The 13,459-nt window shown below is 61.6% G+C and carries 9 protein-coding genes, 1 tRNA gene and 1 rRNA gene; 10 read left to right on the forward strand and 1 reads right to left on the reverse strand.

The window, feature by feature from the left end:
* Positions 1-182 precede the first annotated feature (182 nt).
* The 9 genes from PG900_RS18350 to PG900_RS18390 all read left to right on the forward strand — a co-directional run bounded on the left by PG900_RS18350 (position 183) and on the right by PG900_RS18390 (position 10,113).
* Positions 183-258, forward strand: a tRNA-Thr gene (locus PG900_RS18350).
* A gap of 23 nt (positions 259-281) precedes the next feature.
* Positions 282-396 (forward strand): 5S ribosomal RNA (gene rrf / locus PG900_RS18355).
* Positions 397-550: 154 nt separating this feature from the next.
* Complete coding sequence (gene ebgR / locus PG900_RS18360) at positions 551-1,516, forward strand: transcriptional regulator EbgR (RefSeq protein ID WP_270801219.1); 966 nt, start codon at positions 551-553, stop codon at positions 1,514-1,516.
* Between the two features lie 321 nt (positions 1,517-1,837).
* Positions 1,838-4,912 (forward strand): beta-galactosidase subunit alpha, encoded by a 3,075-nt coding sequence (ebgA, locus tag PG900_RS18365; protein WP_270831973.1) that lies wholly within the window; start codon positions 1,838-1,840, stop codon positions 4,910-4,912.
* A complete protein-coding gene (locus PG900_RS18370; RefSeq protein ID WP_270801225.1) occupies positions 4,909-5,364 on the forward strand; it encodes a beta-galactosidase subunit beta in 456 nt (151 codons plus the stop codon). Before ebgA ends, PG900_RS18370 begins: the two co-directional genes overlap by 4 nt.
* Before the next feature lie 102 nt (positions 5,365-5,466).
* Positions 5,467-6,912, forward strand: a complete 1,446-nt coding sequence (locus tag PG900_RS18375) for an amino acid permease (RefSeq protein WP_270831975.1) — start codon at positions 5,467-5,469, stop codon at positions 6,910-6,912.
* A gap of 76 nt (positions 6,913-6,988) precedes the next feature.
* Positions 6,989-7,327, forward strand: coding sequence for a tRNA-binding protein (locus PG900_RS18380; protein WP_270831976.1), 339 nt, complete (start codon positions 6,989-6,991; stop codon positions 7,325-7,327).
* A gap of 166 nt (positions 7,328-7,493) precedes the next feature.
* Complete coding sequence (locus PG900_RS18385) at positions 7,494-8,930, forward strand: amino acid permease (RefSeq protein ID WP_270801234.1); 1,437 nt, start codon at positions 7,494-7,496, stop codon at positions 8,928-8,930.
* A gap of 211 nt (positions 8,931-9,141) precedes the next feature.
* A complete protein-coding gene (locus PG900_RS18390) occupies positions 9,142-10,113 on the forward strand; it encodes a bile acid:sodium symporter family protein (RefSeq protein WP_270801236.1) in 972 nt (323 codons plus the stop codon).
* A gap of 56 nt (positions 10,114-10,169) precedes the next feature.
* Here the strand turns inward: PG900_RS18390 and ovoA are convergent, their stop codons facing one another.
* Positions 10,170-12,320, reverse strand: coding sequence for a 5-histidylcysteine sulfoxide synthase (gene ovoA / locus PG900_RS18395; RefSeq protein ID WP_270831978.1), 2,151 nt, complete (start codon positions 12,318-12,320; stop codon positions 10,170-10,172).
* 364 nt (positions 12,321-12,684) lie between these two features.
* Here ovoA and PG900_RS18400 point away from each other — a divergent pair, with 364 nt between their 5' ends.
* Positions 12,685-13,407, forward strand: coding sequence for a GIN domain-containing protein (locus PG900_RS18400; protein ID WP_270831980.1), 723 nt, complete (start codon positions 12,685-12,687; stop codon positions 13,405-13,407).
* The last annotated feature ends 52 nt before the right edge of the window (positions 13,408-13,459 follow it).

Below are 13,459 nucleotides of genomic sequence, written 5' to 3' on the forward strand. Positions count from 1 at the left end.
CCGAACTCAGAAGTGAAACGCGGTAGCGCCGATGGTAGTGTGGCATTCGCCATGCGAGAGTAGGACACTGCCAGGCATCAATTAAGCAATCACAGCGATGTGGTTGGTCGCGATACAACGTCAGGTTGTATTGGACAGAAGATTTAGATAGCGCACATAGTGCGGTCTTTACCGGTTAGTGTGCTGATATGGCTCAGTTGGTAGAGCGCATCCTTGGTAAGGATGAGGTCCCCAGTTCGACTCTGGGTATCAGCACCATTATTGAAGTAGTAAAGCTTTTGCCTGACGGCAATAGCGCCGTGGAACCACCTGATCCCATGCCGAACTCAGAAGTGAAACGCGGTAGCGCCGATGGTAGTGTGGCATTCGCCATGCGAGAGTAGGACACTGTCAGGCACCTATTTAGAAGAGGCCTCCCATTCGGGAGGCCTTTTTGCATTGGCATTTTGCCATCCTGACGGGTTTCTTTTAGTAAAAATGCTGGGATGTCAGCACGTTGCCCGTTACTCTTGGTCTGGTATTGTCGGGAGTCATCGCCAGAGGAGTATGCATGGCCACGTTGAAGGAAATTGCACTGGAGGCAGGGGTTTCCCAGGCCACCGTGTCACGGGTGCTCAATGAAGATCCGACGCTGAGCGTCAAGGAAGAGACCAAGCAGAAGATCTTCGAGATCGCCGAGCGGCTGGAGTACAAGACCAGTGGTGCCCGCAAGGGGGTTCACAAGAGCAAACTGCACTTCCTGGCGGTTTATGCCTACCCGCAGAGCACCGAGGTCAACGACCCCTATTATCTGGCCATCCGCTATGGCATCGAGACCCAGTGCGCCCGTCTCAACATCGAGCTGACCCACTTCTACAACGGTGCCGAGGGGCGCGATCTCTCCGCCGTCGACGGTATCCTGGTCATCGGCCATCTGCCTGCAGAGCGTCTCGCCGCGCTCCACTCTCTCTCTGCCCAGCTGGTGTTCGTGGATTGCCGTTCTCAGGGGGACTTTGATTCGATTGACGTGGATCTGGCGCTGATCAGCCAGCAGGTAGTGGACTTCTTCATCGCCCAGGGACACCAGCGCATCGGCTATATCGGCGGTCAGGATGATGGCCCGGATCTGCGCGAGCTGGCTTTCCTCGACTATGGTCAGCGCCTTGGTGTGGTGCAGGAGAGCGACCTCTATCGCGGGGATTTCTCCAGCGCCTCCGGCTACAAGCTGGCCAAAGAAATGCTGGCGGGAGATTGGCCCAGGGCGCTGTTCGTTGCCTCCGACTCCATCGCCATCGGTGTGCTGCGTGCCATCCATGAGAAGGGACTGGCGATTCCCCAACAGATCGAGCTTATCAGCGTCAACGATATCCCGACCGCCAAGTTCACCTTCCCGCCGCTCTCCACGGTGCGGATCCACTCCGAGTTGATGGGCTCCCAGGGGGTCAATCTGCTGGTTGAACGGCTGCGGGACGAGCGGGATATCCCGCTGCGGGTGCTGGTACCGAGCAAGCTGACCCTGCGCGGTACCACTCAGTAGTTTTAGTAAAATATTCCATCTTTTAGTCGCACCATCTTGCGGTGGTGCGACACCTCTCCCAAGCAAACCTCTTTCCCATGTCATCCAATGACGTCATATCATATTGTTTTATAGTTGATTTTATTGCAGCTCAGCCAGCTACTATCAACATCCATGCCATTCATCCATATCTTGCCTTCCTTTATCTCCCGCTTCTGATCTTGCTCACAAAACCATCTGTTCATTGTGATCAGGTTAAAACTTTACCAATTCAAAGCTGATATTTAGTAAATATTTATCTAGAGTTTACCCAGTTAACGTTGCCTTGTTCCGGGAGGACATGTGAATAACTGGGAAAACGTCCAATTCGTTGGTGAAAACAGGCTGGCTCCGCGCGCCTACTTCTTCTCTTATGCCGACCACGCGCTGGCGGCCACCATGCAGCGCGAGCTGAGCCGCCGTTTTCTGAGCCTTAGCGGCCAGTGGCAGTTCCACTACTTCGACCACCCCCTGCAGGTGCCGGAGGCCTTCTATCACAGCCCCATGAGCGAGTGGGGCCAGATCACCGTGCCCAACATGTGGCAGATGGAAGGGCACGGCCAGCTGCAGTACACCGACGAAGGTTTTCCCTTCCCCATCGACGTACCCTTCGTGCCGACCAGCAACCCCACCGGCGCCTATCAGCGCAGCTTCACGCTGAGCCCGGCCTGGGACGGCGAGCAGGTGATCATCAAGTTTGACGGGGTGGAGACCTACTTCGAGGTCTATGTGAATGGCCACTATGTCGGCTTCAGCAAGGGCAGCCGCCTCACCGCCGAGTTCGATATCAGCGCCTACGCCAAGGTTGGCGAGAACCTACTGTCAGTGCGGGTGATGCAGTGGGCCGACTCCACCTATATCGAAGATCAGGACATGTGGTGGATGGCGGGGATCTTCCGCGACGTCTATTTGATGGGCAAACCGGCCGCCCATGTGCAGGACTTCTTCATCCGCACCGCGCTGGCCGATGACAATCAAAGCGCTAGCCTGAGCTGCGACATTCAGCTGGAAAATCTGGGGGCGCCCGCCCGTGATCACCGTCTGGCCTGGTCGCTGCTGGATCAGGGCAGCGAGATCGCCAGTGGCTCGCTCGACCATCTCGCCATCGATGGCAAGTGTGATTGCCGCTTCACGCTGGATCTGGCCCACCCCCATCTCTGGAGCGCCGAAGATCCTTATCTCTATCAGCTGCAACTCTCCCTCTACAACGGTCAGGGCGAGCTGCTGGAAGTGATCCCGCAGCGAGTCGGGGTGCGTGAAATCAAGGTCAAGGATGGGCTCTTCTACGTCAACGGCCACTACCTCAAGCTGCACGGGGTGAACCGTCACGACAACGACCACCTCAAGAGCCGTGCGGTCGGCATGGATCGGGTGGAACGCGATATCGTGCTGATGAAGCAGCACAACCTCAACTCGGTACGTACCGCCCACTACCCGAACGACCCGCGTTTCTACGAGCTGTGCGACCAGTACGGCCTGTTCGTGATGGCGGAGACCGACGTGGAGACCCACGGTTTTGCCAACGTGGGCGATCTCAGCCGCATCACCGACGACCCCTTCTGGGAGCCGGTGTTCGTGGATCGCATCGAGCGCCACGTGCACGCCCAGAAGAACCACCCCTCCATCATCATCTGGTCGCTCGGCAACGAGTCCGGCTACGGCTGCAACATCAGAGCCATGTACCAGCGCTGCAAGGCGATCGACTCGACCCGGTTGGTGCACTACGAAGAGGATCGCGATGCCGAGGTGGTGGATGTGGTGAGCACCATGTATTCGCGCGTCTCCCAGATGAACTGCTTCGGCGAGTTCCCGATGGAGAAGCCGCGCATCCTCTGCGAATACGCCCACGCCATGGGCAACGGCCCGGGTGGCCTCAGCGAATATCAGCAGGTGTTTGACCGCCATCCCCACATTCAGGGCCACTACATCTGGGAGTGGTGCGATCACGGCATTCTGGATCAGGACGAGCAGGGCCGCCCCGTTTACAAGTACGGCGGCGACTACGGCGACTATCCCAACAACTACAACTTCTGCATGGATGGCCTCATCTATCCGGATCAGACCCCGGGGCCGGGCCTGCGCGAATACAAGCAGGTGATCTGCCCGGTCAAGGTGCGCGCGCTGGATCTGGCGAGCGGCAAGCTGGCGGTGGAAAACCGCTACTGGTTCTCCACTCTCGACGACATCCGCCTGCTGGTCGAGGTGAAGGCCGAAGGCGAACTGCTGGCCAGCCAGCAAATCCGGTTGGAAGGGATTGCTCCCGGTGCCACCACTGAGCTGCAGCTCGAACTGCCATCCCTCGATGGGCGGGAAACCTTCGTCCAGCTGCGGGTCATCAAGGCCACAGCTACCCGCTACAGCGCGGCGGAGCACGAGCTGGGCCAGTACCAGTTCCGGCTGAAAGAGTCGACTCGCCAGCTGCAGCCCTTTGCCAATCCCAACGCTACTCCGTTGGATATCGCTGATGAGCGCCTCGCGCTGACCTTGAGCGGTAGCGGCTTTGCCCTGCGCTTCTCGCGCCTCGACGGCAAGCTGGTGAGCTGGCAGCAGGATGGTATCGAGCTGATTGAGCGCTCGCCGCGCCTCACCTTCTTCAAGCCGATGATCGACAACCACAAGCAGGAGTACGAGAGCCTGTGGCACCCGAACCACCTGCAGATCATGCAGGAGCACTTCCGCACTCTGAGCTGGCGTCAGCTGGGCGAGGCGGTCGAGGTGACGGTCGAGAGCCTGATCGCGCCGCCGGTGTTCGACTTCGGCATGCATTGCCGCTACGTCTACACCCTGAGCCCGAACGGCCAGCTGCACGTGGCGCTCTGTGGCCAGCCCTACGGCGGTTATGACGACATCATTCCCAAGGTCGGCTTCGAGCTGGGCATTCGTCAGGATCTCGACCGGGTGCACTACTACGGCATGGGGCCGGGTGAGAACTATCAGGACAGCCGCCAGAGCAACTGGATCGACAGCTTCCAGAGCACGGTGAGCGAGATGTGGGAGCACTACCCCTTCCCGCAGGACAACGGCAACCGCCAGCAGGTGCGCTGGGCGACCCTGACCAACCGTCACGGCGCCGGTCTCTACGTGCGGCCCGATGCCCCCATCAACCTGAGCGTCTGGCCCTACAGCTGGGAGCATATCCACGCGGCGCAGCACATCAACGAGCTGGAACCCTGTGGCTATCTCACCCTCAATCTGGATCACAAGGTGCTGGGGCTCGGCTCCAACTCCTGGGGCTCCGAGGTGCTGGACTCCTGGCGGGTGCGCTTCGAGCCATTCAGCTTCGGCCTGACCCTGCTGCCCATCGCCCGTGGCAACCTCAATCCGGCTGCGCTGGCCGGGCTCGATCTCACCATCAACGGCGGGAGGAACCTCGCATGATCACCCTGGACAACCTGACCCTGTTCAAAAACATCTACCGGGAGGGCAAGAAGTGGGGCCGCTGCGTGGAGGCCATCAACAACCTGCCGAACCTCAAGCCCGGTATCTGCCACTCCATCGGTGACTCACTCACCTATCGCTTGCAGGAGGGGGCCAGCCCGGCCACCTCCCTGTTCGAGGGGCAGCGCCGCTACTTCGACGTTCACTACTACCTGGAAGGGGCAGAGACGGTGGAGTGGGCTGCCAAGAGCGAGCTGGCGGTCGAGCAGGGCTATGACGACACCACCGACCGCGAGTGGCTGGCCGGCGAGGTGCACGAGCGCCAGAAAGTCGGCAACGGTCAGGTGGTGATCTTCGAGAACGACGAGGCTTACAGGTTTGTCGGCGACGGGCCGGTGCGCAAGCTGATCATCAAGGTCACCGTCGAAGGCGGCTACTTCAAGAACAAATAACAAGCCGCCGGTTCTGCACTGATAAAAGCCGGAAGGGCGGGGCTCACCCTACAAATCATGCCCCGCCCTTTCGCGAGATAACTACAGGTCTGGAGATGCACCATGTCTGATTCCAAACGCAATACGATAGGCAAGTTTGGTCTGCTGTCGCTCACCTTCGCGGCGGTATTCAGCTTCAACAACGTCATCAACAACAACATCGAGATCGGTCTGGCCTCGGCCCCGATGTTCTTTCTGGCCACCATTTTTTACTTCATTCCGTTCTGTCTGATCATTGCGGAGTTCGTATCACTGAACAAAAACTCCGAAGCGGGGGTGTATGCCTGGGTGAAGAGCTCCCTCGGCGGTCGCTGGGCCTTTATCTCCGCCTACACCTACTGGTTCGTGAACCTTTTCTTCTTCACCTCCTTGCTGCCGCGGGTCATCGCCTACGCCTCCTACGCCTTCCTCGGCTATGAGTACATTCTCACCCCGGTGGCGACCACGGCATTGAGCATGGTGCTGTTTGCCTTTGCCACTTACGTCTCCACCAACGGCGCCAAGATGCTCGGCCCTATCATCTCGGTGACCTCGTCCCTGATGCTGCTGCTGACCCTCTCCTACATCCTGCTGGCGGGCACGGCTCTGGTGGGCGGCGTGCAGCCCGCCGACCCCATCACGGTCGAGGCCATGGTCCCCGATTTCAGCTGGGCCTTCCTCGGCATCACTACCTGGATCTTTATGGCGGCCGGGGGCGCCGAGTCGGTGGCGGTCTACGTCAATGACGTGAAGGGCGGCTCCAAGTCATTCGTGAAGGTGATCATCGTCGCCGGGATCTTTATCGGCGTGCTCTACTCCATCGCGTCTCTGCTGATCAACGTGTTCGTCCACAGCGACACCCTGAAATATACCGGCGGCTCGGTACAGGTGTTCGAGGGGCTGGCGGCTTACTTCGGTTTGCCGGAGATCCTGATGAACCGCTTCGTCGGGCTGGTCTCCTTCACCGCCATGTTCGGCTCCCTGCTGATGTGGACGGCGACTCCGGTGAAGATCTTCTTCTCCGAGATCCCGGCCGGCATCTTTGGCAAGAAAACCGTCGAGTTGAACGAGAACGGCGTGCCCGCCCGTGCAGCCTGGATCCAGTACCTCATCGTGCTGCCGCTGATGGTGATCCCGACCCTGGGCTCCAACACCGCGCAGGATCTGATGAACACCGTCATCAACATGACCGCTGCCGCCTCCATGCTGCCGCCGCTGTTCATCATGCTGGCCTACCTCAATCTGCGGCTGAAGCTCGACCACTTGCCGCGGGAGTTCAAGATGGGCTCACGTACCACCGGCATCGCCGTGGTCTCGGTGCTGATCGCCATCTTCTCGGTGGGCTTCCTCGCCTCCACCTTCCCGACCGGCGCCGACATCATGACCATCATCTTCTACAACGTCGGCGGGATCCTGATCTTCCTCGGCTTCGCCTGGTGGAAATACAACAGATACGAGGCCTCCCTCAGTGCTGAAGCGCGTGCCAAAGAGGCCGAGCCGGCAGCGCAGGTCGCCATGCAGACGCCATAGCCACTGCATTGACTCCCAATCAAACCGGGTGGCCGTTGGCCACCCGCAAACCGTTGAACCAGAAAAGGAAAAGAGAATGAGCGAGACGATCGAGTTTGCCGAATTCAAGCGGGTCGAGATGAAGGTGGGCAAGGTGCTGGAGGTGGTGCGCCACCCCGGTGCCGACAAACTCTACATCGTTCAGGTCGACGTGGGCGGTGAGCGGCCGCTGCAGACCGTCACCAGCCTGGTGCCCCACTACCGCGAAGAGGAGCTGATAGGCAGTGAAGTGGTGGTGCTGACCAACCTCAAGCCCACCAGGATGCGCGGCGAGCGATCCGAATGCATGTTGCTGTGCGCCGAGACCCCGGACGAGAGCCAGAGCGTGCTGCTGCAGCCGCGGGTGCCGATGGCGCCGAGCACCCCGATCGTCTGACTGGTATTGCGAGCCGGTGCGGGAGACTGCACCGGTTCAGCAACGAGGCCGTCCAAACGGCCCGTTCATAACAAGAGAGTAAAGCGCGGGGCCGACAGACCCTTGCCAAACACATCACAGAGTCACAGCGTTACCCGCAGGGAGCGCGAGTCCATTGGAGGACACCATGTCTGAATCCGTACGCGGCACCATAGGCAAGTTTGCCCTGTTGTCGATGACCTTTGCTGCCGTGTTCAACGTGCGCAACATCGTCAACAACAACATCGAGCTGGGGCTCAGTTCCGCCCCCATCTTCCTGCTGGCGACCCTGGTCTACTTCATCCCGTTCGTCTTCATCATCGCCGAGTTCGTCTCGGCCAACAAAAACTCCGAGTCGGGCATGTACGACTGGCTTAAAAAACCGCTCGGTACCCGGATGGCCTATCTGGGCTCGTTTCTCTACTGGTTTGTGAACCTGTTCTGGTTCGTCTCCCTGCTGCCCAACGTCATCGCCTACGCCTCCTACGCCATGCTGGGCTATGAGTACAGCTTCTCGCCCATGGTCACCTCGGTCATCTCCATCGTGCTGTTTGCGGCGGCGACCCACATCTCCACCAAGGGGGCGAGCTGGCTCGGCAAGATTGCCGAGATCGTGGCCTACGGGGTGTTTGCCCTGTTCGCCATCTATGTGCTGGGCGCCCTGATGGCGCTGAGTGGCGACCATGTGCCGGCCCAGCCCATCACCCTGGAGGCGATGACTCCCACCATCAACTGGGCGACGCTCGGCATCATGTGCTGGATCTTCCAGGCGGCGGGCGGTGCCGAGACGGCGGCGGCCTACCTCAATGACGTGAAGGGCGGCCAGAAGTCCTTCATCAAGGTGATCATCAGCGCCGGTATCGTCATCGGCGCCATGTATGCGGTCGGTTCCCTGCTGGTGAACGTGTTCGTACCGCGCGAGAGCCTCACCTATGCCGGCGGCATGGTGGAGATCTTCACCGGCATGGCCCAGTACTTCCAGCTGTCGGAGGCGCTGGTGGGCCGTTTCGTCGGCGTGGTGCTGTTCATCGCCATGTTCGGCTCCATGATGATGTGGACCTCGGCGCCGGTGAAGATCCACTTCTCCGAGATCCCGCAGGGGGTTTACGGCGAGAAGACCACCCAGCTCAACGAGCACGGCGTGCCGGTGCGCGCCGCCTGGTGGCAGTTTGCCTTCGTGTTCGTGATGCTAGTGGTCAACGGCTTCGGCTCCGAGTCGGTGCAGCAGATGATGAACACCGCCATCAACCTCACTGCAGGGACTGCCATGCTGCCGCCGATCTTCATCATGGTGGCCTACTTCGTGTTCCGCTGGAAACATGACGACACCCCCCGCGAGTTCCGTATGGGGTCGCGCAAGTTCGGTATGGGGGTGGTGTCTGTGCTGATCGCCATCTTCGTGGTGAGCATGAGTGCCTCCGCCTTCCCGAGCGGGGTGGATCTGGTGCGCGCCTTCTTCATCAATGTCTTCATGACCGCGCTCTTCTCGGCGCTGGCCTACTGGTGGATCTCCCGCTTCGAGAAGCGCCAGGCCCGCAAGCAGGCCACCGGCACAGCCGGCGGCAAGCTGGCCAAGCAGAGTTGAAGCACAAGGCTGGCCGGATCCGGTGGCCAGCCGGGCTTGCTTAATTTCCGGCAGATAAAGGGGGGTCGCTCAACTTTGCGCCTCCCGCTTATCGGGGTAAGCTGGGGATTCGTTTCAACAGGAGCTGTGCCACAGCTCCTGTTGTGTTTCCTGTCGTCCCCGATCACCGGCCCCGCGAGGGGACGGGATCTGCTTTCACCGGAGACCGCTCGTGCGTCTGGATCCCTTTACCTCTGTACTGATTGTGGTGGTCGCCCTGGCCTCCTTCTTCCCCTGCGAGGGGCAGGTGGCCATCTGGTTCGGTCTGCTGACCAAGCTGGCGGTGGCGCTGCTGTTCTTCATGCATGGCGCCAAGCTGTCGCGCCAGAACCTGCTGGCGGGCCTCGGCCACTGGCGGCTGCACCTGGTGGTGATGGCCAGCACCTTCGTGCTGTTTCCGCTGCTGGGGCTGCTGCTCACACCGCTGGTGCCCCACTGGCTGAGCCCGGCCATCTACCTCGGTTTCCTCTACCTCTGTGCCCTGCCCGCCACCGTGCAGTCGGCCATCGCCTTCACCTCCATGGCCGGCGGCAATGTGTCGGCGGCGGTGTGCAGCGCCTCGGCTTCCAGTATCCTCGGTATCTTCCTCTCGCCGGTGCTGGTGGGGCTGATGATCAATGTGCAGGGGGAGGGGGTCGATACCTGGCACTCCATTCAGGCCATCATGGTGCAGCTGATGCTGCCGTTCGTGGTGGGCCACCTGTCGCGCCCGCTCATCGGTCGCTGGGTCGACAGCCACCGGCCGCTCATTGGCAAGCTGGACCAGAGCTCCATCCTGCTGGTGGTCTATGTGGCCTTCAGCGAGGCGGTGGTGCAGGGGATCTGGCATCAGGTCGGCTGGTATGATCTGGCCAGTATCGTGCTGCTGAGCTGCGTGCTGCTGGCACTGGTGCTGGGCTGGAACGTCTGGATCAGCCGTCGCCTCGGCTTCAACAGGGCGGACGAGATCACCATTGTCTTCTGCGGCTCGAAGAAGAGCCTGGCCAACGGGGTGCCCATGGCCAACGTCATGTTCCCGGCCGCCAGCGTCGGCGTCATGGTGCTGCCGCTGATGATCTTCCACCAGATCCAGCTGATGGTGTGCGCCGTGCTGGCCCGTCGCTACCGCGAGCAGGAGGCCGTGCCCCAGGTTCAGCAGGGGTAAGCCGTCTGGATAAAAAAAGGGAGGTCATGGGTCTCCCTTTTTCGTTTACCGCCTCGTCAGCGTTTGCGCCAGACGGTGAGCTGGGCCACCGTGTGCTGGTACTTGCGGGCGGTCTCGCGGATGACGAAGGGGACGTCCCGCGGGGGCATCTGTTCCTCAAACTCCGCCGCCAGCAGCCGTTGCAGCGCCTGATAGGTGCCGAGGGCCTCGCCGTTCTCGCGCACACCGCCGAGCCAGTTGGCCTTGGGGGTGTAGTCGGTCAGCCAGGTGTAGGGGCTGGTGAGCACCAGCAGGCCGCCGCTGCGCAGTCTGGGCGCAATGTCCCGCAGGAAGCGGGCGGGCTCCCGCAGCCGGTCGATCAGGTTGGAGGCGAGCACCAGGTCGTAGTCGCCGTATTTGGGCTTGAGGTTGCAGGCATCCCCCTGGCTGAAATGGACCCGCTCGCTCTGCTGGCGGCCGAGCTCGTGGCGGGAGAGCCGCGCCTCGCAATATTCCACCAGCTCCCCTTCCACCGGTACCGCGTAGCGGAAGCTGTCCTGGCTGGCGAGGGCCAGCGCCACGTCGATGAAGCGGGCCGAGTAGTCTACCCCGTCCACATGGGCGAAGTGACGGGCCAGTTCGAAGCTGGCACGGCCGGTGGCGCAGCCGATGTCGAGCGCCCGTTCATGGCGACCGCACAGCTCGCTGGCAAGGCTGGCCAGGGTCTGGGCGTAGTTGGCTACCCCGAAGTGGGTCGGCCCGTACTGGAAGTCGAGATACTGAGCGACGAGCGTGTCGGTTTCATAGGGATTTACGATAACGGGTTCCTGATGGCGGGAGACCAGATAGCGGAAACCCGCATGCTGGAAGAAGTGACGGCGGAAGGCGTAGCGGGAGGACTTGAGCGCCTCGTTGCCGGTGCTGATCCAGCTGCCCCCCTTGATCAGGGTGTGTTTGCCGTCGAAGGTGGGTGTGGAGAAGTCGTCGTAGAGGGGATGCACCTTGAACCCCTCGAAGCCGTCGATGGCGGTGCTGGTCCATTGCCAGACGTTGCCCACCAGATCGAAGAAGCTGCCCTGCGGGCAGGCATCCACCGGACAGGACGACGCGAAGCGGGCCAGGTTGAGGTTGCCGGGCGCCTCGATCCAGTCCGGCTGATCGCCGGTCAGCTGTTCGCGCAGCAGCATCCACTCCGCCTCGCTCGGCAGCTGGACGGGCAGGCCGGTCTGGGCTGCCTGCCAGCGACAGAAGGCGGCGGCCTCCAGCTGGTTCACCTCGGCCGGCCAGTCCCAGGGCATAGGGACCTGCTCGGTCATCAGCCGCAGTTGCAGTTGCTCGGGTTCGAGGGGATCGCCGACCCAGAAGGTGGGCATGCGGGCCCTGGCATACTGGCGCCAGCCCCAGCCTTCGTCATCCCACCAGGCGCGGTTCTCGTAGCCACCCGCCTGCACGAAGTCGAAAAATTCTGCGTTGCTCACCAGCATGCGGCTGGCCTGGAAGGGGGCCAGTTCGATGTGGCGCTCGCCGTATTCGTTGTCCCAGCCGTAGGTGGCGTCCTGTTTGCCGAGCCGCACCCGGCCACCGGCCACCGGCAGCAGGCTGTTAGCGGGCACCTCGTCACGGCGATGGCGCGCCTCGGGGCAGACTGGCCACTGGGGCTGGCTGCGCACCCAGGCCAGCGGCAGCTGGCGGATCAGCACGCTGGAGGTCTCGAGGTGGATGCGCTCGTGCTCTATCCCCATCAGGATGACCCAGGCCGGACTCTGCCAGTCGATGGGCAGGGTCAGCGGCATCCGCTCGATGAAATCACACACCAGGGCGCGCACCCGGCCACGGTAGTCGCGCAGCTCGCTGACGGAGGGCCAGTCGTAGTGGGTCTCGTCCAGATCGTCCCAGCTCATCTCGTCCACCCCGATGGCGACCATTGCCTCGATGCGGGCGTCGAGGCGGCCCTCGATGAAACGGGCCGCCAGCAGCTTGTTGATGAAGAAGGCGGCGGTGTGGCCGTAGTAGAAGATGAGCGGGTGGCGCAGGGGGATCGCCTTGTCAAACCAGGCGCGTTCGTCGGCCAGGCAGTCGAACAGTGAGTCGTAGAGATCGAAGGTCTGGCAGAAGTAGGCGAGCAGCTCGCGGCGCTTGTGTTCGGGATCGCTGCCGGTCAGCAGCGGGGTACGGGTCGGTTCCGGCAGGCCGGTGGCGGTGGAATAGAGAAGAGTGGCTTGGGTCACGCTCTGACTCCTTGTTGGCAGTGAAGACTGACAAGACAGTGGTAATGGCATTACCGCAATGGAGAGCTTTGTACGCACAAGGTACCACTATTGGCTCAACAGACCGGCTCGGCAACCAAAAACTTCCACGGCTTGTCAGCATAGCGACCCCGCGAACGGCTCGCCAATCGGTCGTCCACCTGCCCGTTCGGGGATGGTCAGATTCGCCAGATTATGGTCTGAATGACTCTCCACTTGTTGTGCTCATGTGGCGTAAAAATGGATATTTTCTTGTAAATCATGCGGTTGATTAACTGGCACAGGCTTTGCGATGGATGCTGACCAAGGGGCCACGACTGGCCAATACACAATGAGGAGAGTGGCAATGAAATGGATGATGGGCGTGGTGCTGGCGGTCGGGCTCAGCGGGTGCAGCTGGCTGGATGATACCCGGGTGAGCGGGGCGGGGGCCGTGATCGAGCAGCAGCACGGGGTGGGCCGGCAGGTGACGCGGGTGCTGGCCGGGGTGCCTGCCAGCGTCCATCTGGTGGCCGGCGAGCCGCGCGGGCTGCGCATCCGTGGGCAGGAGAACCTGTTGCCCTACCTGGTGCTGAGCGAGCGGGGCGACAAGCTGGAGATCGAGGTGAAGGACGGCTACCGGCTCGATCTCTCCGAGCCCATCGATATCACCATCACCCTGCCAAGGCTAAATGAGCTGGCGCTGGCGGGTCTGGCCCGTGGCGATCTGGGCGGCTTCAAGGGGGATGAACTGGTGCTGTCGGTGGCAGGTCTGGGGGATATCGTCGCCAGCCAGCTGGAGCTGGACCGCCTGGAGGGCAACATCGCCGGCGCGGGCAACCTGGATCTGGGGGAAGGCTCGGCCATGGAGATAGAGCTGAATATCGCCGGTGCCGGCGGCGTGCTGGGGGCCGGACTGCAGGGGGAGAAGGTCGAGGTCAATATCGCGGGCAGCGGCGACGTGGAGGTGCGCGCCAGCGAGCTGCTCAAGGTCGGCATCGCCGGCTCGGGCTCGGTCAGCTACTGGGGAGATCCCGTGCTGCAGAGCGAGATCGCCGGCTCCGGCGAGGTGAGCCGGCAGGGCAGCTGATGGTTTTGTCCACCGAGCAGAAAAAAACAGGCCCGTCACGGGCCTGTTTCGA

It is taken from the genome of Aeromonas sp. QDB03, assembly GCF_027707985.1.
Taxonomy (GTDB): Bacteria; Pseudomonadota; Gammaproteobacteria; order Enterobacterales; family Aeromonadaceae; genus Aeromonas; species Aeromonas hydrophila.

Coding starts and splice junctions, on each gene's coding strand:
- ebgR (WP_270801219.1), top strand. CDS start 551: ATGGCCACGTTGAAGGAAATTGCACTGGAGGCAGGGGTTTCCCAGGCC.
- PG900_RS18370 (WP_270801225.1), top strand. CDS start 4,909: ATGATCACCCTGGACAACCTGACCCTGTTCAAAAACATCTACCGGGAG.
- PG900_RS18375 (WP_270831975.1), top strand. CDS start 5,467: ATGTCTGATTCCAAACGCAATACGATAGGCAAGTTTGGTCTGCTGTCG.
- PG900_RS18380 (WP_270831976.1), top strand. CDS start 6,989: ATGAGCGAGACGATCGAGTTTGCCGAATTCAAGCGGGTCGAGATGAAG.
- PG900_RS18385 (WP_270801234.1), top strand. CDS start 7,494: ATGTCTGAATCCGTACGCGGCACCATAGGCAAGTTTGCCCTGTTGTCG.
- PG900_RS18400 (WP_270831980.1), top strand. CDS start 12,685: ATGAAATGGATGATGGGCGTGGTGCTGGCGGTCGGGCTCAGCGGGTGC.